This is a genomic window from Cumulibacter manganitolerans, assembly GCF_009602465.1.
GTDB lineage: Bacteria > Actinomycetota > Actinomycetes > Mycobacteriales > Antricoccaceae > Cumulibacter > Cumulibacter manganitolerans.
In genome coordinates this window covers 115,316-138,970 of the sequence record NZ_WBKP01000002.1, presented here as the reverse complement: position 1 = coordinate 138,970, position 23,655 = coordinate 115,316, and the positions used below count along the sequence as shown (strand labels likewise).

General features: G+C 67.3%; 20 protein-coding genes. 12 read left to right on the top strand and 8 right to left on the bottom strand.

Annotated elements, in window-relative coordinates:
- The first annotated feature begins 205 nt into the window (after window positions 1-205).
- The 5 genes from F8A92_RS01450 (at window position 206) to F8A92_RS01430 (ending at window position 6,213) form a co-directional block, all read left to right on the top strand.
- A complete protein-coding gene (locus F8A92_RS01450; RefSeq protein ID WP_228389104.1) occupies window positions 206-775 on the top strand; it encodes a hypothetical protein in 570 nt (189 codons plus the stop codon).
- Window positions 772-2,568 (top strand): type IV secretory system conjugative DNA transfer family protein, encoded by a 1,797-nt coding sequence (locus F8A92_RS01445; RefSeq protein WP_153502773.1) that lies wholly within the window; start codon window positions 772-774, stop codon window positions 2,566-2,568. The genes F8A92_RS01450 and F8A92_RS01445 overlap by 4 nt, the downstream gene beginning before the upstream one ends.
- Before the next feature lie 53 nt (window positions 2,569-2,621).
- The gene (locus F8A92_RS01440; RefSeq protein WP_153502772.1) at window positions 2,622-3,074 is read left to right on the top strand and encodes a single-stranded DNA-binding protein; all 453 of its coding nucleotides are present in this window, start codon (window positions 2,622-2,624) and stop codon (window positions 3,072-3,074) included.
- Window positions 3,075-3,089: 15 nt separating this feature from the next.
- Window positions 3,090-3,662: a hypothetical protein gene (locus tag F8A92_RS01435; RefSeq protein WP_153502771.1), complete on the top strand. Its 573-nt coding sequence runs from the start codon at window positions 3,090-3,092 to the stop codon at window positions 3,660-3,662.
- A 364-nt stretch (window positions 3,663-4,026) separates the two neighbouring features.
- Window positions 4,027-6,213, top strand: a complete 2,187-nt coding sequence (locus tag F8A92_RS01430) for a recombinase family protein (protein ID WP_228389103.1) — start codon at window positions 4,027-4,029, stop codon at window positions 6,211-6,213.
- Between the two features lie 8 nt (window positions 6,214-6,221).
- On the opposite strand, the gene F8A92_RS01420 is transcribed toward F8A92_RS01430, so the two are convergent.
- The 5 genes from F8A92_RS01420 to F8A92_RS01400 form a co-directional block, all read right to left on the bottom strand.
- Window positions 6,222-7,982, bottom strand: coding sequence for a ThiF family adenylyltransferase (locus tag F8A92_RS01420; RefSeq protein WP_034713952.1), 1,761 nt, complete (start codon window positions 7,980-7,982; stop codon window positions 6,222-6,224).
- Complete coding sequence (locus tag F8A92_RS01415) at window positions 7,979-8,974, bottom strand: SMODS domain-containing nucleotidyltransferase (RefSeq protein ID WP_034713950.1); 996 nt, start codon at window positions 8,972-8,974, stop codon at window positions 7,979-7,981. Before F8A92_RS01415 ends, F8A92_RS01420 begins: the two co-directional genes overlap by 4 nt.
- Window positions 8,961-10,076 (bottom strand): CBASS cGAMP-activated phospholipase, encoded by a 1,116-nt coding sequence (locus tag F8A92_RS01410; RefSeq protein ID WP_034713948.1) that lies wholly within the window; start codon window positions 10,074-10,076, stop codon window positions 8,961-8,963. Before F8A92_RS01410 ends, F8A92_RS01415 begins: the two co-directional genes overlap by 14 nt.
- A 238-nt stretch (window positions 10,077-10,314) precedes the next feature.
- Window positions 10,315-10,647 (bottom strand): recombinase family protein, encoded by a 333-nt coding sequence (locus tag F8A92_RS01405; protein ID WP_034713946.1) that lies wholly within the window; start codon window positions 10,645-10,647, stop codon window positions 10,315-10,317.
- Window positions 10,644-11,033: a hypothetical protein gene (locus F8A92_RS01400; protein ID WP_051518190.1), complete on the bottom strand. Its 390-nt coding sequence runs from the start codon at window positions 11,031-11,033 to the stop codon at window positions 10,644-10,646. The genes F8A92_RS01405 and F8A92_RS01400 overlap by 4 nt, the downstream gene beginning before the upstream one ends.
- Before the next feature lie 549 nt (window positions 11,034-11,582).
- Between F8A92_RS01400 and F8A92_RS01395 the strand changes: the two genes are divergently transcribed.
- Window positions 11,583-12,257 (top strand): DNA-processing protein DprA, encoded by a 675-nt coding sequence (locus F8A92_RS01395; protein WP_051518189.1) that lies wholly within the window; start codon window positions 11,583-11,585, stop codon window positions 12,255-12,257.
- A 116-nt stretch (window positions 12,258-12,373) separates the two neighbouring features.
- Entirely contained in the window at window positions 12,374-13,621 is a 1,248-nt protein-coding gene (locus F8A92_RS01390; RefSeq protein WP_034713985.1) for an AlbA family DNA-binding domain-containing protein, read from the top strand.
- Here the strand turns inward: F8A92_RS01390 and mobF are convergent.
- The 3 genes from mobF to F8A92_RS01375 all read right to left on the bottom strand — a co-directional run bounded on the left by mobF (window position 13,618) and on the right by F8A92_RS01375 (window position 19,364).
- Window positions 13,618-17,172 carry a MobF family relaxase gene (mobF, locus tag F8A92_RS01385; RefSeq protein WP_034713983.1) on the bottom strand — a complete coding sequence of 1,185 codons (3,555 nt, stop codon included), beginning with the start codon at window positions 17,170-17,172 and terminating at the stop codon, window positions 13,618-13,620. The two genes, F8A92_RS01390 and mobF, sit on opposite strands and share 4 nt — an antisense overlap.
- The gene (locus F8A92_RS01380) at window positions 17,099-17,626 is read right to left on the bottom strand and encodes a hypothetical protein (protein WP_153502770.1); all 528 of its coding nucleotides are present in this window, start codon (window positions 17,624-17,626) and stop codon (window positions 17,099-17,101) included. Before F8A92_RS01380 ends, mobF begins: the two co-directional genes overlap by 74 nt.
- A 601-nt stretch (window positions 17,627-18,227) precedes the next feature.
- Window positions 18,228-19,364, bottom strand: a complete 1,137-nt coding sequence (locus tag F8A92_RS01375) for a cysteine desulfurase family protein (protein WP_034713942.1) — start codon at window positions 19,362-19,364, stop codon at window positions 18,228-18,230.
- A 148-nt stretch (window positions 19,365-19,512) separates the two neighbouring features.
- Between F8A92_RS01375 and F8A92_RS01370 the strand changes: the two genes are divergently transcribed.
- The 5 genes from F8A92_RS01370 (at window position 19,513) to F8A92_RS01350 (ending at window position 23,628) form a co-directional block, all read left to right on the top strand.
- Window positions 19,513-20,178, top strand: a complete 666-nt coding sequence (locus tag F8A92_RS01370; protein WP_034713940.1) for an ArsR/SmtB family transcription factor — start codon at window positions 19,513-19,515, stop codon at window positions 20,176-20,178.
- 150 nt (window positions 20,179-20,328) lie between these two features.
- The gene (locus F8A92_RS01365; protein WP_051518188.1) at window positions 20,329-21,009 is read left to right on the top strand and encodes a DsbA family protein; all 681 of its coding nucleotides are present in this window, start codon (window positions 20,329-20,331) and stop codon (window positions 21,007-21,009) included.
- Window positions 21,009-21,920 carry a cytochrome c biogenesis CcdA family protein gene (locus tag F8A92_RS01360; RefSeq protein WP_081793368.1) on the top strand — a complete coding sequence of 304 codons (912 nt, stop codon included), beginning with the start codon at window positions 21,009-21,011 and terminating at the stop codon, window positions 21,918-21,920. The genes F8A92_RS01365 and F8A92_RS01360 overlap by 1 nt, the downstream gene beginning before the upstream one ends.
- On the top strand, window positions 21,917-23,110 hold the full coding sequence (locus F8A92_RS01355; protein WP_034713936.1) for a trans-sulfuration enzyme family protein: 1,194 nt from the start codon (window positions 21,917-21,919) through the stop codon (window positions 23,108-23,110). The genes F8A92_RS01360 and F8A92_RS01355 overlap by 4 nt, the downstream gene beginning before the upstream one ends.
- Entirely contained in the window at window positions 23,110-23,628 is a 519-nt protein-coding gene (locus tag F8A92_RS01350; protein ID WP_081793367.1) for a YbaK/EbsC family protein, read from the top strand. Before F8A92_RS01355 ends, F8A92_RS01350 begins: the two co-directional genes overlap by 1 nt.
- Window positions 23,629-23,655 lie beyond the last annotated feature (27 nt).

The following is a 23,655-nucleotide window of genomic DNA, read 5'->3' as shown; positions in this document are numbered from 1 at the left end:
GAATACTCCGAAACCTTCAGGAATCCCGAAGAACTTTCAGACTGTCGCGCGACACCGGCGAACCCAGCACCGGGGCGGACAGAACGCACCTACCGGGTATGAGCACCCGAAAAGAACCCGTAGCAATAGAGACAGCGGCGAGGTCTCATGTTCCCGAGATTCCTGACGGCGCATCGGGATTCCCGAACCAATCCGAGGGCGCACGATGAGCCGGCCCCACGACAAGCGCACCCCCGGCGAGCCGGCCCACCACGACCACCGCGAGGACCGGGAGGCCGAGGAGCCGGGCGTGCCGGTGGTGCTGCCGCACGTCGTCATGGACATCGCCGAAGACGGGCGGATGACCGTCACCATCGACCGGACCCCGCACCTGCCGGAGCCGTTCGCGCCGCCCTGGCGCCGCGAGGACTTCGCCAGCATCCTCGACCACCTCACCGACCAGCGCCGTGCCCCCGTACGGGTTGAGGTCCGCGAGGCGGACGGATCGGTGTTCACCGACATCGTCACGCCCGGCAAACGCCGTCGTCCGGACCCGCAGCCGATGCCCGAACCGGCAGTGCCGGCCCTGCCGGTGCTCTACGGGGAAGGGTTCGTACCGGGCGAGGATGTCGCGATCGCTGTCGTCATCGCCCACTCCGACGCCGGTCCGGATGGTGCCGCCCGCGCTCTGATCGCCGTCGACCAGCTCGCGGCCAGTCCGACCCGCGAGGTCATTCTGCTCGGCCGCGTCTCCGGCGCCGTCACGATCGGGCACCCCGAGGCGGCGACCAGATGAGCACGCCCCGTCCGGCCGGCCCGCTCGGGGACGAGATGACCAACTTCGGCATCGGCCTCCTCGTGGCCGCCGTGATCCTCGCCGGCATCCTGCGCGGCGCCGCCTCCCTCGCCGCCTGGATCACCGGCACGAGCCAGCCAGCCGGCGGCATCGAGACGGGGCTCGCCGTGCTCGTCCATCCCAGCGACCCGGCCGCCGCGTTCAGCGCACCGGGCCTGAGCGCGGTCGCCTACTGGATCACGGCGACGGCCCTCATCCTGGCGACGACGGCCGTCGCCCTGTTCATCTGGGGGTTCGCCCGCGAACACGGCCGACAGCTCAAGAACGACCCGTACCGCATCGTCGGGATCGCCACGCGGAGTGACGTCGCCCGCGCCACATCCGAGAGAGCACTGCTGCGCAGGGCAGGGCACCTGCGGCCCTCACTCGACAAGCCGCGGCCGGAGGACATCGGCTACCGGATCGGCAGCTCGCGCGGTAAAGGCGTCTGGGCCTCCGTCGAGGACAGCATCTTGCTGATCGGGCCGCCGCGCTCCGGGAAGGGCGCCCACATCGTCATCAACATGATCCTGGACGCCCCCGGCGCCGTCGTCACCACCTCGACGCGGCCCGACAACCTCACCGCCACCTTGCGGGCACGGGAGAAGGTCGGGCCGGTCGCTGTCTTCGACCCGCAGCACCTGGCCGAAGGCGTCCCCGCAGGGCTGCGCTGGTCGCCCATCCGGGGATGCGAGGACCCCCTGACCGCGATGATCCGCGCGTCCGGGCTCGCCGCCGGCACCGGACTCTCCGCCGGCGGGGTCGAGGGCGGCGGGTTCTGGGAAGGAAAGACCCGCACCGCGCTTCAAGCCCTGCTCCATGCTGCGGCGCTGGACCGGCGCGGACCGGGTGAGCTGTTCCGGTGGACCCTCGACCCGGCAGCCGCCGCCGACGCGGTCGCGATCCTCACCGCCAACCCGAAAGCCGCCACCGGATGGGCCGACTCCTTGCAGGCCATGATCGACTCCGACCCGAGAACCCGCGACTCCATCTGGCAAGGCGTCTCCCTCGCCCTCGCCGCGCTCGCGGACCCGCGCGTGCTCGACGCGGTGAACCCGCGGGACGGCGAGGACCTCGACCCCGAAGCGTTCCTGCGCGCCAAGGGAACCCTCTACCTGCTGGCGACCGGAGCCGGAGCCAACAACTCCGCCGCCCTGGTCGCCGCCTTCGTCGAAGATCTCGTCGAGGCCGCCCGACGCATCGCCGCCCGCAGCCCCGGCGCCCGGCTCGACCCGCCCGTGCTGCTCGCGCTCGATGAGGTCGGCAACCTCGCCCCTTTGCCGTCCCTGCCGACGCTCATGGCCGAAGGAGGCGGCACGGGAATCACAACCATGCCCGTGCTCCAGTCGCTCGCCCAAGCCAGGGAGAAGTGGTCGGAGAACGCGGCCGGCGCGATCTGGGACGCCTCGATCGTGAAGATCATCCTCGGGGGCGCATCCAACTCGAAAGACCTCCACGACCTCACGACCTTGATTGGGGAGCGTGACGAGGTGACCGACTCCACCACTATCGGAGACCAGGGCTCTCGTTCCGCTCAGCGGTCGATCCGCCGGGTGCCGATCATGCCGCCCGACACCATCCGCACCCTGCCGTTCGGCACCGCGCTCGTGCTGCTGCGCTCCGCGCCGCCCATCGTCACCCGGATGCGGACCTGGACCATCCGACCCGACGCCGAACAGCTCCGCGCCGACCGGGCCGCCATCGAGGCGGCCTTGCAGCACCGCTTGGAGGAGCCGCCGGGCGCACCTGTCTGACAGAGCGGCCCCGTTGCGGGGCCTGCGCCGATGTCAGAAAGAAGGACAGTCCGATGGCTCTCCACACTCAGGAATCCGTCTCTGGGTTTATCGCCTCCGATCCGCAGCTCACCTACACCGAGCGGGGCGACGCCCGGTTCTACGCCAAGATCGGACAGGAGCACTACCGCAAGGAGCCGGACGGGTCGTTCACGCAGACCGAGACGACCTTCCACGACCTCGTGGCGTTCCAGAAGACCGCCGAGCGCGCCCACGCCCGCTTCGCGAAGGGCGACAAGTTCGTTGCTGAGGGCTACACCCGCCAGTACGGCCGCACCGGCCCAGACGGCGAGACGGTCAAGGCCGAGGAGTTCGTCGCCAAGAAGCTCGGCCACGACCTCGCTCGCACGAGCTACGAGGTTGACCGCACCCGCCGCCAGCCCGCCTCGACGGCCGAGCCCGTCGGGCAGTCCGCCGGCATGGGCCGCCGCGAGAGCCCGAGCGCCGCTCCGGCGCTCGGGCTGTGAACCGCGGTGACCACGGTGAGCGATCACGACACCGCGCCCGAGCCCGACGAGCCAGACCTGGGCGACGAGCCCGAGGCCTTCGACGCTCCGCTGCTGCCCGAGCCGCCGCACCCGATTAACTGGAACCTGCTCACTGCCGACGAGGCTGAGGCCGAGTGGCTGGAGCTGAACAAGTGGGTGAACTGGCTCCGGGCGACCTATGGCCTGCCCGCTTCGGTGGTGCCGCCGTTCTGGCACCACCACCCCGAGCTCGTCTGGGAGCTCTCCGCTCTGCACCTCCACTGGCTCGCGGCCTACGACGTCGAGCAGAACGCCTCCGCCCCGTTGGGCTGGCACCGCGACTTCGCGGACGCCCGCCAGCGGCTCCGTGATTGGGTCGCCGCCTGCGGCACCCGCCTGGACCGCGACCGCCCGACTCGGCAGACCGCCTGGCCCGGCGAGGACCCCGCCGAGCCCGTCGAGGACCGCATCATCCCGAACCGCGACCAGGACTTCGTCCAGTTCGTCCTCGATGACGTCGCTGCCCGCCGTCAGGCCGAGGACGACTTCTACGCCGGCCTCGACCCGAACACCGGAGAGCTGCCGTGAACCGGGAGCAACGGCGCAAGCGCGGCCAGGACAGGCGCTTCCGCGTAGAGGCGGTGCCCAGGCAGTCACCTGATCTGCACAAGCTCGCGCAGGTCTTCCTCGGCATGGCCGTCGCCCGTGCCGAGGAAGACCGCCGGACGACCACACCGCCTCCCGTGACTCCTGAGCCGCGAGAGGACGGCGGAGTATAATAGATCCGACGCCACGGCCAGATCACTCAATCCGGCTGGGTGCGCAGTCCTGTTGCCCTTGTGGCTTACCTGCGGCTCTGAACCCGCAGGTCGTGTTTCCCAATACGAGTCGCACCGTGCGACGGTTCGTCGTCGTTCTGGCTCCCACCCATCGGTGAGAGGAAACACGACTCATGACCTTGGCGCCCCCAGCACCGCCATCAAGCCTCGACCACCTCGGCGAAACAACGACGCTCGCCGTCTCCTACCTGCGCGTGTCCACCAAGGAGCAAGCCGAGCGCGGTGGCCGCGACGAGGGATTTTCGATCCCCGCGCAGCGCGACGCGAATCTCCGCAAGGCCCGCGACCTGAACGCCATCGTGATCGAGGAGTTCGTGGACGCGGGCGAATCCGCGCGCAAGGCCGACCGGCCCGAACTCATGCGGATGATCGAGTACGTCAAGACGCATTCGATCGCCTACTGCATCGTCCACAAGGTCGACCGGCTCGCCCGCAATCGTGCCGACGACGTGGCGATCCACCTCGCGCTCAAAGAGGCCGGAGTCATGCTCGTCTCCGCGACGGAGAACATTGACGAGACCCCGAGTGGGATGCTGCTGCACGGCATCATGTCGACCATCGCGGAGTTCTACTCCCGCAACCTTGCCAACGAGGTCGCCAAGGGCATGACGCAGAAGGCGGCCACAGGCGGAACGGTCGGCCGCGCACCGATCGGCTACCTCAACGTTCACAAGCGCGACGAGCTCGGCCGCGACGTCCCCACGGTCGATCTGGACCCCGAGCGTGCCGCGCTGGTGCGGTGGGCGTTCGAGGCATACGCGACCGGGAACTACTCCACGTCGATGCTGCACAGTGAGCTGGTCGACCGCGGGCTGACGACCGTGCCAACACCGAAGCGTCCCTCGAAAGCGCCCGGTCTGACCACGATCCAGGACATGCTCTCCAACCCGTACTACAAGGGCGACGTGATCTTCCGAGGCGCCAGGTACGACGGGCTCCACGAGCCGCTGGTCAGCGCCGAGGTCTGGTATCGGGTGCAGAACGTTCTCACCGCGCACCAGGTCTCCGGTGAGAGGACGCAGACGCACGAGCACTACCTGAAAGGCACCGTCTATTGCGGTGACTGCGGCTCCCGACTCATGGTCACCCACGCCAAGAACCGCCACGGCAACATCTATCCGTACTTCATGTGTGCCGGCCGGCACTCCAAGCGCACCAACTGCGTACGTCCGGCCATGCCGATCCGCGACATCGAGGAGAAGGTCGAGGACTACTACCGGAGCGTGCAGATTCCCGAGCACATCGTCACCGCGCTGCGGCACATGCTCACCCGCCAGTTCGATGACCTCCACGCCGCGAGCAAGGTCGAGCGACGCACCCTCGCCGCGGAGCGCGACAAACTCCGCGAGGAACGGCGAAGCCTGTTGCACGCCCACCACGCCGGGGCCGTACCGCTGGACCTGCTCAAAGAGGAGCAAGACCGCATCGCCCGCCGGCTCGCGTTCCTCGACTCCCGGATCGACGCCGGTCAGATCGAGTACGACCAGGCCAAGGCCCACTTGGAGGACTGCCTTGCTCTCGCCGGCGACATGCACGCGATCTACATGAGCATTGACGACTCGCTGCGGCGCATCTGCAATCAGGCGTTCTTCGACCGCATCAACGTGTACGAGCTCGACGGCGGCGACTTCGTGGAAGCCAGCCCAGGTGAGCCCTTCGACATGCTGCTCGATCCATCGCTCCATGCCGCAGCGCTGGCCTATGAGGCCAGGCTGCGTGCGGGAGAGGACGTAAAGCCCGCTGATGTCGCGGGTTTGAACATCCAATCTATGGTGGGCCTCCGTAGGGAGTTTGAGAACATTGGCCCGGCCTTGAAGACCGTGGCTTCTCGCTGGTCCCGAGGCTCTTACAGGAAGTCTAAGCGACCAGTCGAGCCTCCGGTGGTGGATGCACGGGGCCGGCTGGTTCGCTCAGTTGGGATGGCTCAAACCTTCTTGAAGCCGGAGCAGGTTGATGAGCTGGTCGCGCTGTACCGGCAGGGCTGGACGCTGGTGAGGCTGGCCGAGCGGTTCGGGATTCACAAGCGCACGGCGGCCGCTCACCTGGTGCGTCGGTCCGTACCGATTCGCGGAAAGGGGCTGGCCGAGGAGGATCGCGCTGAGGCCGCGCGGCTCTACGAGGATGGTGCCACGCTGCTGGATGTCGGACTGCGGTTCGGGGTCAGTCAGCAGGCGGTGCGGCGGGCGCTTGTGACGCTGGGAGTCAAGATTCGGCCTAGCGGTCGACGCGGACAGGGAAGCGAAGGCGTCGAAAAGTCCGTTCCGGCCCTGGTCTCCCCTGTACACACAAGCTCGAACTGACGGGGCGGCTATCTCAGCGGGCGAGTGTCTGACGGTACGGGAAGAAAGTGATGCCGAGGGCCTGCTGGTGCGTGTGGCAGAGAGATGAGGTGGGTACCCGAGGCAGACGGCTCTGCCTGCTGGAGGTGCAGACCGATCATGTTGACGAGTGTCGCGGCGACGGCTGCTAGGTCTGCGGCCGAGCCGTGGAATGTGGGGACCGAACATCCTCTGGTGGGGATTAGCTCGTCGCCTATGGCTGTCTCCTCCCAGAGCGGGTGGTACAGCTCCAGCTCTCCATCGGCGAGCACCGAGCGACCTACTTGATCGTCAAGTTCAGACGGCGTGCAGGCAACGCCGGGCACGCAGATGTGGGCAATGCCGAGTGTTCCCGTCCTAGCGTCGGTGGCGACCTGGGCGATGAGCGCTTTGCGGTCTTCGACGGCGAGGGTGTCGAGGTAGGCGGTGACGCTGTGACTGACGGTTGCATCGATAATGAGGTCCGCCGCGAGGGAGACGGCTGGGTCGGGAACGTTTCCTTCTGCGACAGTCACGGTCAGGTCATCGCGGATCGCCCTGAGGCGTGCGGCGAGGGCGTCGGCCTTTGTCTGTCCGATGTCGGCCTCGGTGTAGTTCTGTCGAACGAGGAGTCCGCCCGTGATCGTACCGGGGTCGCAGACGGTGATGGTGCTTGCTCCGGCACGTGCGACGAATTCAGCGAGCCATGATCCAAGTCCACCGCAGCCCCAGATGTGAACGTTCTTTCCTTGGAAGCCGTTGACGGGGCGGTTTTCGTCGCGTCGGGTTGTGATCTCTTGTCGTTCGTCAGACATGCTGCACCATTCGATGGGGATGTCGGCGTTGATGATCGCGGGATCAAGGTTGACCGCGGTGCCGTATTTTTTGGCGAGGCGCCGGAGGGCGTCGGCGGTAGTCACGGGGAGGCGTCCGCCGAGTAGATGGTGTGGCCCGCCTGCGGGGTGAGGTACCGCAAGTACGAAGTACTGCTCGGTGCCGTCAGGGTTTCGTAGAGCGCTGGAGAGGAGTGTCGTGAGAAACGCGGGCGACTGTGGAGAAACTTCTGGTGATCGTCCCCCAACGCTGTCAAGATACGGGTCGTCCAGGAGCGCGAGGAGCAGAGCGAAGGTGGATGTCGCGCCGAAGGGGAGGTCGCTCGCGAGCACGTAGACGGGTGTGCGGTGTCCGTCGTGGTCGGTCGCATAAGTGAGGTCATAGCGGCGCGGTGACCGAGGGATGAGTCGAGCGATCTGATGCCGCTTCTGGGGCCCGGACTCGCGGACGACGATTGTGGGCGTGTCGTCGGCGCGGTGGAGTACTCCTCCGACAGCGTGGTACATCGCGGTCGAGGGATCGAAGGCTCCGCCGGCGGCATCGGTGAGCCAGTCCCACAGTCGGTTGAGGAAGCCGGCGATACCGTCAGAGGGGTGCCATTCGCGGGAAGGGTCGAGGTAGATACAGAGCCGCTGTCCCTGGAGGACGTGCGGGAAGCCGAGGAAGCGGGTGTGGTCGACCTCGGCGCTCGGCGGGTGGAATAGCGAGCGGCGAATCCTGACGATGAACTCCTCGTTGTCTCCAAGCTCGAGTCCACCGGGGCAGTGCGAGATGTCGGCGGTGTGGAGCCGGATTCGGAGGTTGGCGTCGCCGTCGGGGTCGAGCTGGGGTGGCTGAACGATCCGCACGTCGTTGGGACGCTCCCTGGCGAGCGCCCTCAGCTCGCCAACGAGTTGCTCCTGCCAGGCCGAAAGCGTGGCCCGGTTGCGGCGGCTCATCCCGCACGGCCAGAACGCCCCACAGTGGAAGCGGCGGCTGGGGCTGCCGCCGGGAACTTCGCGCTGCTGGACGAAGTGGCCGGCGCCTTGAAGCCGTCACCGAAGATGCCCTGCCACAGCTCGATGCTGCGTTCCTTGTTCTTCTCCTCGTATGCTTCCTCAATTTCGGCGGCGTGGACGTGGATACGGTCCCGGAAGTAGCTATAGGTGGACTGCTCCCACCGGTGATCGAACGTGACCCCGGACCCAGACGGGTCCGGAATGGACGGCTTCGTCGGGCGCGCCTGAAGCCAGGTGTCGAGGTCCTGCACGAGATGCAGGAGGGTGGTCGGGACGTCGCCGTAGTAGTTGGGGTCAAGCAGCGTGCGTAGCTCGGTGACCTGCTCGCCGAGCATGGTCGTCAGGAGGATCGACCGGGTGCCGGTGAAGGAGTTTTTGTGGTCACGCAGGTACTTCATCAGGCGGATAACTTTGCGGAGGTTGCCCTTCGCGAGAGCGTCCTTGTTCCTCATCCAGTCGGTGAAGCCCTGGGGGTCGGTCAGCTCCCAGTCGTTATTGTCCCGGTTGACGATCACTTCGCGTCCGTCGGCGAGGGTGAGGTGCGGCACGATGTCGAGGTGCATGGAGTTTGCGTAGACGAGTCGGACGCAGCGGCACTTGCGTGAGTGCGGCATGTCCCGGTAGGTGCTGTGGCGGTGCAGAGCTGCGTAGACCTCTTCGATGTACTTCCTGGGATCGTCGGCCCAGTCTGGGTTCTCGCTCATGTCGAGCATGAAGTCCGCGTCGAACTCTTTGTCGCCGACGGGGTTGATGATGGTCTTGTGAGCCCACGATCCCTGGGGCGTCTTGCCGAGGATGAGGTGTCCGATCTGTTCGTCGGCCTTCAACGCCTTGTAGACCGTCTCGACGCGTGAGTCGAGCGAGTCGAGCTTCACCTGGCCAAGATTGACGGTGTCCGTGAGTAGGACGTTGAAGTAGTCAGTGAGCTTCATCGGGGACCTCCGTGGTTGACGTGCTGGTCGGACCGCCGCGGTGTCGGTCTCCGATCAACGGCTTGTACTCGGCTGCGCGATGACCTGTGAATCGCTCTGTATAGATGGGGCTGAGTTCGCGACTCGCGGACGCGGCGAGACCGGCGAGGTCTTTTGGGTCTGCTGAGTCGAGTGCGTAGAGGTCGCCGGGGACTCGTGCGTCGAATCTCGTGTAGGCATCTTTGCCGATCAGATGTTCAGCGATGCCTTGCCCGCCTCGGCTTCCGGCGTTGAGGATGAGGGGCGCGATTGGCTTCGCCCAGTTGAGCAGCCCACCGCGGTCGAGGCGCTTGGGGTGGTTCGTGAGCTGGTCGATGGTGCCTACGTTGAGCACCCTGATTGAGGCCAGTGGCACATCGAGCATGCTCACGGCCTCGGCGATCGCGACGACTGAAGGGTTATTCGCCCACACGCCGCCGTCGATGAGCCGGTGTCCATCGACGCGTGCGGCTGGGAAGTACAGGGGTGCTGCCGAGGTTGCCATCGCGATGTCCACCATCGGGATGCGCCAATCCCGTGTGAGCCGAGTGTGGTGTGGCGTCTTGAATACGTGAACGGAGCCGCGTTGCACGTCCCACGCCGGGATGACTAGCCGTTTCGCGCTGTGCCCGAGCAGCCGGTCGCCGAGCACCTTCGTTAGGGCGGCGCGCAGCGCGTCGGCGTCGTAGATGGGTGCAGTGAGTTGACGTGGTCGCCGCCAGAGTCGCCGACGTGCGGCCGGGAAGACTGCGTTGACGAGTTCTTCGTAGTGCCCGACGATCTCGCTCGGGGTGAGACCGGAGCCTAGCCCGAGCGCGACGATCCCGCCTGCCGATGTCCCGGCAATCAGATCGAACGAGTCGTTGATGCTGACACCGAGATCCTGTTCCATCCGCGCGAGGACGTGAGCGGTGAACAGTGCTTTGGCTCCTCCGCCATCGAGGGCGAGGACCTGGAAGCGATCGAAGGATGGGGTGGGTGGCTCAGTTGTCGTGGATGGATGGTCCTGTCGGGCGGGCGTGCTGACTATGCCAGAGAGGTTCTCTTCTCCGGCTCCCGTCGAACTTGCAGGAACTACACCCATGTAACTATTCTACGTCGCCGCACCGACATTACCGCCGTGCTCTGGTCAAGGAGGGGTGGTGACCATCCGACCACGGGGCGACGCCGCAAGGTGCCCGTCTGAGCGGCAGACATGAGTTCGCGCATGTCCCCGCGTGGGTGGCAGGCGCGAACTGTTGTCCTGGGCGGGTCTCAGCTGCCGGTGCCGTGCTTCTCGAGAAAGTGGCGGGCGTCTGCGGCAGCGAACTCGAACATCGTGGCTACGATGCACTCCTCCAGGACGGGCCGCTGAGGGTGCCGGTGGCGGCGTGGAGGGTCAGGCCGGCGCCTTTGAGCGCGTTGAGGTTGCGCATCGATGCCTGCGGTCGGCTTCCCAGACGGGAGAGGTCGGCGACGACCACCTCAGTTATCCCGGCTTTGGTGGCCGTGTCGATGAGGTCGGTGAGCCGATCGTGGGGCTGCCCCGATTCGGTAAACGTACCGGCATCGAACAGGCCGCGTTCTTGCAGGTATTCGCGGTAGGTATCCTCCTGCCGGTCTGTCTGCTCCCGGCTCCCGGTCGCGCTGCGCAGGTAGAGGATCGCCTTGGTCATGATGCATCTCCGGCCAGCACCGGAACCTGCCCGAAGACCTTCCCCTTGTTCGCCTTGCCTTCTCGGTGCTCGGCGCGACGCTGGGCGTGCTCGCGGAGGCGGGCGCGGGCGAGCAGGATCAGGCTGATGGGGCCGATCCAGAGCATCTTCAACGCCGACCACATGCTGATGAGGACGAAGATGTTGAGCCAGCCGGGGCCGCCGTCGCGGACGATGATGGCCAGCAGGCTGGCAAGGTAGAGGTACGGGATCGCGAGCAGCACCGCCGGCACGCCCCACTTGAGTCCTTTGCGGGTGCGGACCTTGTCGAGCACGCGGTTGGTGGGCATCCAGCGGCGCATGAAGATGCGGATGTGGATGCTGGCGATCCAGATGAGTCGGAACATGACGGGCCTCCAAGACACGTATCGCTAGGGAGGCAGTACGTGTAGTGAGTGCCCGAAAGGGCTGTCCCGAAGGACCCGCAGAGTTGAGAACCTGCCTCTACACCCACGATACGCCCGACCGGGGACAGACGGAACCCCTCGCCCCTCCTGCTGCCGAGAGGGAGGTGCGCACCTTGCCGACGAGAGACAGGGCCGGGAAGGGACAGCGATCATGGTGAGGCTGGCAGAGCAGGTACAGGGCGAGCGGCAGGCGCGGATGGTGCTGTCGATGATCGCCGAACCCGACGATCCGGCCACGGGTCGGGTGCTGGGTCGGGTCGGCGGCGTCGAGACCCTCCGCCTGATCGAGGACGACCGTGCAGCGGTGCCAGGGATGAACCGTGCCGACGCGCTGGCCTGGCGCGACCGCCTCACCGCTGCGACGCGACCGGAGGTGCTGGTCGACCGGGTGCGGCAGGCGGAGGCGGCGGGGATCGGCACGGTGATCCCCGCCGACACGTCGTGGCCGGGATCGCTGGATGTCCTCGGGGCGCGGGCACCGTATGTGTTGTGGACGGGGGCGCGGACTCGTTCCTGTCTCGCCCGCTCCTCGACTTCGTCGCCATCGTCGGTTCCCGCGCCTCAACCTCCTACGGGGAGCTGGTCGCCGGGGAGTTCGCCGCGGACTTCGCCAGGGATGATCGTGTGGTCGTCGGCGGCGGGTCGTATGGGATCGAGGCGGCAGCGAATCGCGCGGCCCTGGCCAGCGGAGGGAGCACGATCGCGGTGCTCGCCGGCGGCGTGGACCGGCCATACCCGGCAGGGAACCGTGACCTGCTGGATCAGGTCGCCGACGTCGGACTCGTCGTGAGCGAAGTCCCGCCGGGAGAGACACCCTCCCGGCACAGATTCCAGGCACGCGGCCGGCTGATGGCCGCCCTGTCGAACGTCACCATCCTGGTCGAAGCCGGCGCACGTTCGGGCGTGATGCGGCTGGCTGAGCAGGCCCATGATCTGGGCCGGCGGGTCGGAGCGGTTCCGGGTCCGGTGACCAGCGCGACCAGCACCGGCCCGCACCGGCTCTTGCAGGAACGCCGCGGCGAGCTCGTCACCGATGCCAGCCAGATCATCAACTTGCTGCACATGACCGAAGCACTGAACGAAGCGCCAACCGGTTCCCTGCACCCGTCGCGGTTCCGGGCGGCACCACCACAACAGCGCAGCACCGACACCCCGACCCTCTGACCACGAGCGCACGGCCTGTGCGGCCTTGATCTTTCGATGGGGCTACTCGGGCTGTCGCGGTCGCAGCGTCGATGGAAGTCAGGCGTGGGGCCGGCGCGTCTCAGTACGCTAGAGGCATGAACTTCACACCGTTGCACCGCGCGCTCGGGCTGCCGCCGAGCCCTCTGACGGATCAGATCCTGACCGACGCGGTGACAGCGGGTGTGACGGAGCGCGACGACTTGGATTGGAAGTCTGAACTCCCGCCGATCAAGAACCTTGCGCAGACCGATGTGCCCAAGGACATCGCGGCGATGGCGAACAGTGGCGGCGGGATGATCGTCTACGGCGTCGAAGAACGGGAGAAGGCGGCGACGGGGCGGAGCGATACCGGAGAGTTCACCGAAGGGCACGAGCGCGCCTATCGGAGCGTAGCGGTCACCGCGATCACCCCGCCCGTATTCGGGCTCGACATTCACCGGCTCGGCGCCGATTGCCGCGCGGTTGCTGTGGTCATCCCCGCAAGCGTGGACGGACCGCACCTGATCTACAAGAACGATTTCTTTGGCGCTCCCGTCCGGAACGACTCCGATACGGTGTGGATGAAAGAGCGCCAGATCGAGGTCATGTATCGAGCGCGATTCGATGAACGACGCCGCGCGACAGAGGCCGTGGACACGCTGTTCGCGGAAGCTGCGGAGGGCCGCGACGTAGACAAACGAGCGTGGCTGGTCGCGGTGGCTCATCCGCGTATCCCCGGAGCCCTGACGCGACTGACCCGGGACGAGGCACGAGAGGCTTTCAAAGCGGCTCGGACGACCACGCTCTCGTTCTCGAAGAACACCGGCGTCCATCCGCTGGAGAACGTCGAGCACGTGAATCCTCGCCCTGGACTGCGTCGCTGGGTCGCACCGAACACCGCCACAGGTGACCGGTCGATCTGGAGGGAAGCATGGGCCAGCGTGCATCATGACGGGTCGGTCTCTCTGGCCGCAGCCGTCGGCGGCCACCGCATGAGCGCTGATGGATACTTCGAGGGCTGGCAGGTCGAGGGGCGTGGAATCGAATCTGCCGTGGCGGACTTCATGGCCCTCGTGCACGCGAATGCCCAAGCGCTGCATCACGACGAATATGACGTGCGGGTCGGCGTCGAGTGGGCCGGCGAGCAGCCATTGAGCATCCTGACAGTCGACGGTTCCGGCTTCACCTACGACGGGGTCTCCACCCCGCTCCGGGCCTTTACATCGATACGATCGACTGTCAGAGCATCGGCCTCCGCGGCCGATTTCCATCGACAGGTGTACGAGCTGGCTGAGGACTGCGTGAACCAGGGAGGCCTCACCCATCTCCACGTCATCAACCCGCTACCAGAAGTCGAAGACTAGAGCGACGGCCCGTGCCGATCCACGCCGACCGGAGGCCGCCGCGCCTCGTCCCGTCCCGAGGGGCGTGGGGTGAGGCGTCGTAGGGCCGTGGCGGCGTGGGCGTGGTCGATCTTCTGCGATGTGCCCACCGGGCCCGGGCCGAGCGGGGCGTCGTCGGTGATGCCGTACCGGTCGCGGTAGGCGGCCACGGTCCGGGCGTCACGCCGCCACCGGGCCGCGCCGCGCTCATCCGCCGACGGATTGCCGAGCAGGGTCGTCCAGGGCTCGGCCGCCTGGCGGGCGGTGTCGAGGATCGCATCGGCGCGGGCCTCGATCAACTCGCGGCGCTCGGTGAGGGCTTGGCGCATGTCGGGGGCGAGCCGGCCGCGGGCGTGCGGGATGAGCCCGACGATCAACGCCGGCACCTTCCTCGTCCGCCCCGACCCCGCCGGCCCGGTGGTGGCGCGAGCCACGCGATAGTGCATCACTTTCGCGATGTCGTCAGCATCCTCGAACCCGCGGGCGGCGACCAGCCGCGGGAAGAGGGTGTCGAGGTCGTGGTGGTTGGCCTCGGCCCGCCGCAGCTCCGCGATCAGGGCTCCGAAAGCTTCGGAGGCGAGGGTGGCGTTGGCTTGTTCGGTGGTGAGCCCGCTGGCGCGGATGAGGGTGGCCCAGCGGTCGTGCTGGGCGGCTGCGGCGATGGTCTCGTACTCGGCGACGAGCTGCGCGATCGACCCCCACTGCTCCTGCTCGGAGGTGATGGCCTCATGCGCGGATTCCTCCGCCCCGGAGTGCTGCACCACCCCGAACAGCACCGAGCGGCCCGTGGCCTCCTCGTTGTCCGAGGGGTGCGGGGCGGCGTGGTCGTCGGGCCGGTCGAGGATCACGTAGGCACGATTCGCCTCCCGGCCACGGGTCATGCCGACGTAGAAGTTCTCCCGCGTCGTCGTCGGTGCGACCAGCACGTGCGCGGTATCGGTGGTGACGCCCTGGGCGCGGTGGGCGGTGACGGCGTAGCCGAGGTCGACCTGCTCGGCCACGTAGTCGGCCGGGAGCACGATCGCCCCGAACTGGCGGCCGGGTTTGCGGATCGTGATCGACCCGTCCTCTCGCACATCGGTGACCTGCCAGGTGGCCCCGTTGCGCACCCAGTCCCGCCCGGTGCCGGTGCGCAGGCGGCGGTCGTTGCGGCGGGTGATGATCGTGTCTCCGACGCCCGCTCGGGTGCCTTCGGCCAGAGCGACCTCGCGGGACGGGGTGATGCGGCCTTCGAGGATCAGGTCGGCGCGGGCGCGGGCGTTGAGCGCGGTCACATCCTCCCGTGTCTCGGCGATCAGCACCGACGCCCGCCCCGCATCGCGGTCGGCCCGCCACGCGGCATAGGCGGCATCGATCATCGCCTCCGCGTCGCCGTCACTGATGCGGCCCTGGGCGAGGTAGGTGTCGATGACGCGAGTGCGGCCGTGTCGCAGATTGAGGGAGGCGGTCTTCTCCCACTCCTGCACGAAACGATGCACCTCGGCCAGCTCCGGGGTGTCGCCACGGCGGTCGGCCACGAGCATCCCGAACGCGCCGCCGGCATCGACCGATTGGAGCTGGCCGTAGTCGCCGACCAGCAGCACCTTCGCCCCCGCATCACTGGCGAGGGCGGTGATCCGGTCCAGCGACAGGGTGCCGGACAGGGAGGCCTCGTCGATGATGACCAGTTGGCCTGCCTGGAACGTCTCGCCGTACATGAGGTGGTTCTGCCACCACTTCGCCGTGTTTTCCGTCGCGATCCCGAGGTCGTCACCGAGCACTTCGGCGGCGACTGCCGAGGGCGCCATCCCGACCACGCTGCCGGTGCCGTGCTGTTTCTCCCACGCCCGCCGCAACGCCGACATAGCTGTGGTCTTCCCGGCCCCGGCGGGCCCGACCAGCACATCGAGCACCCGCCCGGAGACGGCGACCTTCGTCAGCGCGTCGACCTGGTCCGGGCCGAGCATCCGGCCCTGCTGATCCGGCCTGCCGGTGATCCTCTCGACCACGGCTACGTTTACTGTCGGGCCGGTGGTCGTGGCGGCGAGATTCAGGAGGCGGTCTTCGGCCTCCAACAGGAGCGTTGAGGAGAACACGGTCGAGTGCTTCGGGCGGAACACGCTCGTGCCGTCCGGGCGGCGAAACGCGGCCGGACTGGAGGCGAGCTGTGGCGGGGTGAGGCGTAGCGAAGCCTGTTCGGCGGCGTCGGCGATCATCCCCACGACCGCTTCCCGGTCGGCGACGGTCGCGAACCGCCAGCCCATCGACTGCCGGGAAGCTTCGGCGTGCAGGTTCCAGCGTCGCCACGTCGACCGCTTCTCACCCACCATCGCCACCACCTGCTGCCCGAGTTCGGTGATCGTCTCCAAGGGCACGTCATCGGCCCGCAAAGCGTGGGCCGCCTGGGCTTGGGCGATGCCGCGCGCCCAGGCGGTGGCGTCCTCGCCCAACACTGTGGTGGCGCGTTCGCGCCACTCGGTCGTGAGATCGGCCAGCGAGTGCACCTGCTTGTCCGGCCGCGTCACCAGCGTCGCCTGGGCGCGCAGCCGGAGGATCGTCCGCGCCGACGGCCGGCGCCCGTGCTCGGTCACATAGGCGTCGATCAGCCGGTCGGTCTCGGCGTCGATGTCGTGCGAGCGGGTTGAGAACTCCGCGATCAACTCCTCACCCACCCCGGTGATCTCCCACGCCGGGTTCCGGTCCCGGCCCCGGTCCCGCCTCTCCCAGCCCAGACCGAGCATGGCGGTGAGGCGGTCGGCCAGAACCGCGTTGTAATGCTCCGAGATCGCGACCACCGCGGCGTGCATCGGCCGCCCGTCCAGCGACCGCCACTTGCCGTCCAGCACAGTCTGCACCTTGTTCGAGACGATCACATGGGTGTGGAGTTGCGGGTCGGTGGAGCGGCTGTCGTAGTGATCGAACGCCGTCGCCACCAGCCCGGTGACATCGACCTGCGCGACCGCGCCGTCGACAGCGGTGTACCCGGAGCGGGTCGCGGCGACCTCCCGCTCCATGAACGCCAGCACCTGCGCCACCGCCTCATGATGGGCCTGGGCGATCAGCGCCTGCGTGCCCGCATCCGCCACACCCCACAGCACCGACACTGACTTCGGCACCGAGAACGTGTAATCGAACCCTGCGACCGCCCTCCGGCCCCCACGCTCGGTCTCCTCCGCCTCGATCCGGGCGACCTGCTCGGCACGCTCGCCCATCCCCAACGCCGGGTCGAGGCCGGCGACGCGCTTGTCGATCCGATCCGCGACCGACACGTACTTCGGGAACGCACGGCCCAGCGGCTCGCCGCTGATGGGGTCGCGGCCCATCCCGATCAGCAACTGCAACTGCGCCTCCGACACCACATCCCCAGCCCCGATCCGCCCGTCACCGAGGCCGCGCAGGGCCGACCCCATCCAAAAGCCGGGTGGTGTTCCCTCCTCCGCGTAATACCTCGTCAGCGGGGTCGAGAGGGAACGGTCGCCGTCAGCGGCAGCGATCGTGCGCAGCAGGTACTTGTACCCATCGCCCGCGCTCATCACCCGCATCGAGACCGTCATGCAGACCAGGTGAACCGCCCGACCACTGATGCCGGGGCGCACCCGACCCTCCGCGGGCCGGTTGCAGTGAGCGTCCTCGCTCGGTCTCGGGCCGTCGCCGGGCCGGGCTGGTGGGCTCGAACGCCGAGGTGAACGGGTTCGGGAGCCGCCGGCGTTTCCCGCCCTGACCACGCAGTTGCACGATCTCGCGCTGTTGCGCTTGAAGGCGTACGTTCAGCGACTCCAGGTTCTGGCGCAACTCTGCGAGTTGCGTGCTGAGTGCCGCGTTCGCCTCGCTCAGCCGGTGCATCATGCCGAGCACATACCGTTCCGTCGCAGCAGGTTGCGGCTCCATGCTGACCGCAACCACATCACCAGGGCTGTCGGCATCGTCCAGGCGACGGTACACGACGCGGCAGAACATCGCAGTGCGCGCCACCTCCGGCGGAAGATCATCAGGGTACGCCTCATCCAAGGCATCCTCGATGAGACGGATGTCAGGGGCGTGAGCGGTACCAGGTCGTCGCTCTCGAATGCGGCAGCCAAATCCTCGCAGTCCTTAGCCGCAGCCACATGCGACTCGGTCATCGCCACGACCTGCGGCGTGATCCCCGGCGGGTCCGGCTCGCCGGGCTCCGGGAGGACATGCGCGTCCACGAGATCGTCAGCGACCCGCTGCCGGTAGGCCCCGTAGCGGAGCAAATCACGAGCGATCGCGGCACGCTCGCCCTCGTCCAGCACAAGCACCATCCGCTCCGCCACCACCATCCCCTCTCCGCCCACCCGAGCCGTCGCCGGCACGAGCTCTCGACACCCAGGTGAACCCAGCCGTCATCGAAGAGGACGTTCCCTGCGTCTTGGCGGGGTACCCTCTTCCGTGTAATGCCAGGCCGCGCGGTCGAGAGCGACCGGTCACCATCACCCGCGGCGATCGTGCGCGGTAGGTACTCGTAGCCGTCGCTGGCGCTCATCATGCGCATCGACACCTTCGTGGCTTATCCGGTTGACGAATGGGGTCTCAGTTGCAATCCATGATTTGCGCGAGGCAAGGTGCGGCCGCCTAGAACATCAAGTGGTCATGCCGTCTGGCGTTCGGCGGCTATGGCTCGAATCAAGGTGTCGGCCGCGGTCTCGATGTCTGCTGTGGAGGTGGATCGCCCGAGAGTTAGGCGTAGTGCGCCGAGCGCTACGTTCTCGCTGAGGCCTGCTGCCATCAGCGACGCGGATGGGGTGTGTGTTCCGGCGTGGCAAGCGCTGCCGGTTGATGCGGCCACGGCAGGGGCCGCGTCAAGGATGTCGGCGCCGAGCCGTCCGGGGACGGCGACCATCAGCGTGTTCGGCAGCGCATTCTCGGTTGGCGTGATCCGGACCAGGTGAGGGATACGCGCGCTCAGCCGGCGCCACAGGTGTTCCCGAAGTTCTGACTGCCGGCCCGGTTCGGTGGCCAGCAGTCGCCCGGCAGCCTCGGCGGCGGCACCCAGGCCGACGATTCCGGCGACGTTCTCCGTGCCCGGCCGGATTCCTCGTTCTTGTCCAGCGCCGAGCAGCACCGGCGAGAGGGATGTTCCGCGGCGCACGTAGAGAGCACCGATGCCTTTGGGGGCGTAGAGCTTGTGCCCGGCCACGCTGAGCAGGTCCACATGTAAGTCGTCGACCTGCACGGGAATCTTCCCGACCGCCTGCGCAGCATCGGCGTGCACGAGACCACCGTGTGCATGGACGGTCTCGGCGAAATCTTGCATCGGCTGAATCGTGCCGGTCTCGTTGTGGGCCAGAATCAGTGTGCCCAGTCCGATCGGCCCGGCCGGCCATTGGTCTAGAACGATCCGCGTGACGTGATCCACGGGCAGCTCATGCACGCGCCATCCGTGTTGTCGACGTAGGTGTGCCACTGGAGCGATCGTGGCGGGGTGTTCCATCGCCGAGGTGACCATTACCGGGGTCGCGGCCTGAGCCGCGGCGCCGCGGATGGCGAGGTTGTTCGCCTCGGTGCCACCGGAGGTGAAGACGATCTCATCAGGATGGGCCGCGAGGAGCGCGGCGACCTGCTCGCGCGCATCTTCTACCGCACGCCGCGCCTGCAGTCCCTGGGGCGTAGTGCTGGACGGGTTGCCATACACCTCTGTCAGATATGGCCACATTGCTTCTGCCACCTCGCGGTCCACCGGGGTGGTCCCGTTGTGGTCAAGGTAGATCGGTTTCTGTTCGCTCATCCTGGCCTCTCCAAATGCACCCGGCCCGCCTGCGGTCAACACCGGCAGTGACCGACAGGCCAGTGGGCAAGTGCTGTTCCGCTCAGGCCATGCGATGCGTCGCGCTCACAGCGAAGCCCTCTCCTCCGCAATGCTAGCATTGTGTTCCATGGATGCATGGAATAGCGAGTCTGGTGGCAAGGAGTCCGTTTTCGACTCTTTTGCCGCGGTGGTGAAGGCCCTCGGCAATGGTCGCCGCCTGGAGCTCATGGAGCTGATGGCCCAGGGCGAGCACAGTGTCGAGACCCTCGCCCGGATGGCGGGGATGGGCTTGACGAGCACGTCGGCGCATTTACAGACGCTGAAGCGTGCCGGTCTGGTTCGGGCTCGCCGGGAGCGCACGAGCGTCTTGTACCAGTTAGCCGGTGACGATGTTGCCGAGCTGTACACGGCGGCCAAGCGTGTCGCCTTGACGCGCTACCCGCAGCTGCGTCAGGCGCTGGACGACTACATGGGGTACTCGGAGGCGCAGGCCCCGGGAATCGACCCGTCGGCGGTGACCTCGGCGATGGTGGTCATCGATGTGCGACCTCGCCAGGAGTACGAGGCGGCGCACTTCCCGGCGGCGATCTCGATGCCGCAGGACGAGCTTGAGGAGAGGTATCGCGAGCTGCCAGACGGGGCTGAGGTGGTCGTGTACTGCCGCGGGGAGCTGTGTCGTATGGCCCGTGAGGCCGCCGCTTGGCTGCGGGAGCGCGGGGTGGACGCGAGAGCCATGGATGAGGGTGTCGTGGAGTGGCGTGCGACCAAGGGGGTCACGCTCAGCATCGCGTGAACCCCGCAGCCTGCATCGACCCCCGAAACTACGCGGAATATCGCCCCATGGGCACCCGGGCGCAGTGCGTGCGCCGTCTGTTGAACAAGGAGTATCAGTATCGCTACGTCTACCACACCCCGCCGGGCCTTCCCCTGGAAGATTGCCGCAGTGATCGCCGCAGTCGTGCTCGCGTTGGGCATTGGAACCGTGATCGGATCGAACACGCAGAACACCACCGCCGCCAACGAAGACCCCGCGACAACGGCGTCACCGTCCGCGGAGTCCAACGCTCTGGCTGATCTGGCGCGTCGAGATGACGCCGACCCGTTCGCCATGGGGGCTGTGGATGCGCCTGTGGTGATCATCGAGTACGCCGATTTCACGTGTAAGTACTGCGGTGCGTTCGCCGAGGAGACGCTCCCGACCCTGATCGAGGAGTACATCGACGCCGGGCACGTACGCATGGAGTGGCGGGACACTCCGATCCTCAGCGAGAGCTCCGTGAGTACCGCTATCGCCGGACGCGCCGCAGCACAGCAGGACCTGTTCTGGCAGTTCTACGAAGTGCTCTACGCCCACACCTACACCGGGGACGGTGACTTTAGCCGCGACCGGCTTCTCGCCCTCGCAGGCGAGGTCGACGGCCTCGATCTCGCCGCGTTCGAAACCGGGCTGGACGACCCCGAGCTTGCCGCAGCCGTCGAGCAGGAGGGCAGCCAGTCCCGGGCGCTCGGTGTGACCTCCACGCCGACGTTCGTGGTCGGTGAGCAGGTGATCCAGGGGGCACAACCCATCGAGGTGTTCCGACAGATCATCGATGCCCAACTCGAAGAGGAAACCAGTCAGTGATGGACATCGGCTACCTCGGATCGTTCCTCGGCGGGCTGCTCAGCCTACTGTCGCCGTGCTCGGTGATGCTGCTGCCGGCGTTTTTCGCGTACGCCTTCTCCCATCCGGCGACCCTGGTGGCACGCACCGGGGTGTTCTACCTCGGGCTGATCACCACGCTGGTTCCATTGGGGGTGTTCGCCGGTACCGCGGGCGCGTTTTTGAACCAGAACCGCGGCGTGCTGCTGAGCGTGGTCGCGACAGTTGTGGTCGTGTTCGGCCTCATACAGGTCGCCGGAGTCCCTCTGCCGGGGCTCTCTCGCACCGGCCAGGGCGCGGACACCGGCCGGGCATGGACGGTCTATGTACTGGGCACCGCCTACGGTGTGGCCGGGGTGTGCACCGGCCCAATCCTTGGGTCGGTGCTGATGATCGCCGCTGTGGGAGCGAACCCGGTCTACGGAGGCGTGCTGCTGGCCGTATACGCCGCGGGGATGGCATTGCCTCTGCTGCTGCTCGCTCTGGCCTGGAAACGATGGTCCGGCACGCTCCGCGCCGCGCTGACGCCTCGCACACTGACGATCAGGCGGTGGCGCAATAGCTGGCATGCACTCATCTCCGGCCTGCTCTCCATCATCCTCGGTGCGCTGCTGTTCGTGGTCGCTCGCGACCCCGAAGGCGGCGGGATCTTGCCGATCGCCGTGCAATATGAGCTCGAAACCGGGGTCGCCCGGCTCGGGCAGAGCACCTCCAACCTCGTCATCCTCGCCGTCGCGGTCCTGATCACCGTGATCGGCGCCCTCCTGTGGTGGTGGCGAAGCCACCGCACTCGGACATCCGACCCCGCCGAACCCCGTACGAAACCAACCACCACGGCGCTGACGTCATCAACGGCGTCAACATCACATGAGGAAGGCCACTCCCCGTCATGAGCAACACCCCCACGCCACACGCCCCGGGCCAGTCGACCCGGTCCATCCACGGCACCACCTTGAAGGATGCCCATGGTGCGCCGCACCTGCCCACCTACAACACGACCACGTTCGCGTTCGAGAACACCGCGGCGCTGCTGGACGTAGTCGACGGCCACACTCCCGGGGCTCTGTACACCCGGTACGGGATGAACCCGACAACGTTCGCGCTGGAAGAAACCATGGCCGCCATCGAGGGTGCCCCAGCCGCCTTGGCGTTCTGCTCCGGGATGGCCGCCGAGATGGCGGTGTTCGCCCAGTACGGGCGCGACGGGATCGTGTGTCTGGGCGACGCCTACGGCGGCACCCTTGAGCTGCTGGCCGATCAGCTCCCGCTGCTGGGCATCGAGACCACATTCCTACTGGGCAGCGAGCTCGACCAGCTTGAGTCGCTCCTGGAGGCCGGTGCCCGACTGGTGTTCTTCGAAACCCCCACCAACCCGGGCCTGGAGATCTTCGACATCGCCGCGATCAGTGACCTGGCCCACCGTTACGGTGCGCTCGTCGCGATCGACAACACCTTCGCCTCACCGGTCAACCAGCGCCCCCTCGACCTCGGCGCCGACATTGTGGTCTACTCCGCGACCAAGTATCTGGGCGGGCACTCCGACGTCACTGCCGGGTTCCTCCTTGGAGCAGCGGAGCTCATCACCCCGGTGTGGGCGTGGCGCAAGAACCTCGGCACCACGATCGCCCCGGAACCTGCCGCACTGCTGGCCCGGAGCCTGCGCACTCTCACCATCAGGGTGAACGCACAGAATGCGTCCGCGCAGGCGATCGCTGAGGCGATGGAAGCAGACGCCCGCGTGAACCGCGTTCTCTACCCAGGCCTTCCCTCTTTTCCGGGGCACGAGCTGGCCGTGTCGCAGATGCATGGATTCGGCGGCATCATCACGATCGAGGTCGACGCCGATGGCAAGACCAGCAGCCGCGTCGCGGACCGGTTGAACCTCTTCGCGCTCGCGCCCAGCCTCGGCGGCGCCGAATCCCTCGCAACGCAACCGGTGACCACGACCCATCACGGCCTGAGCCCTGCCGAACGTGAGCGCCGCGGCATCACTGACTCGATGATCCGTCTCTCGGTCGGCCTGGAAGACACCGTCGACCTCATCGCCGACCTGACCCAGGCCCTCGACGAGGTGACCCGCTGATGACCGACACCGCCACCATCGACGAGACCGCCGAACGCGAAGCACTGCTGACCTACCTGGCGGGCATCGGGATCGTCGCCCCCATCGTGCCGTATCCGGCGCACACGAGCATCGACGAGGGCAAGCGGCTGCGTGGGGACCTGCCAGGGGTGTTCACCAAGAACCTCCTCCTCAAAGACAAGAAGGGCAACCTGTTCTTCGTCACCGCACACGAAGACACCGAGATCGACCTGAAGACCCTGCACACCCGCATCGATGCGCGCGGCCGGCTCGGATTCGCCGCCGCGCACGTGATGGCCGAGCTGCTGCACGTCACCCCCGGCACCGCGACCCCGCTGGCGCTGCGACACGACACCGCACCACAGATCGCCCTCGTCGTCGACGAGCGCCTCGAAGGCGCCGCCCAGGTCAACTTCCACCCCATGACCCACACCGAGAGCATCGGGCTGACCTGGAAGGGCTTCCGCACCTTCGCGGACACCACCGGTCACCCGCCGCTGCTCACCACCATGAACTGACCCCCGCAATCAGAACGGAGACGGCCC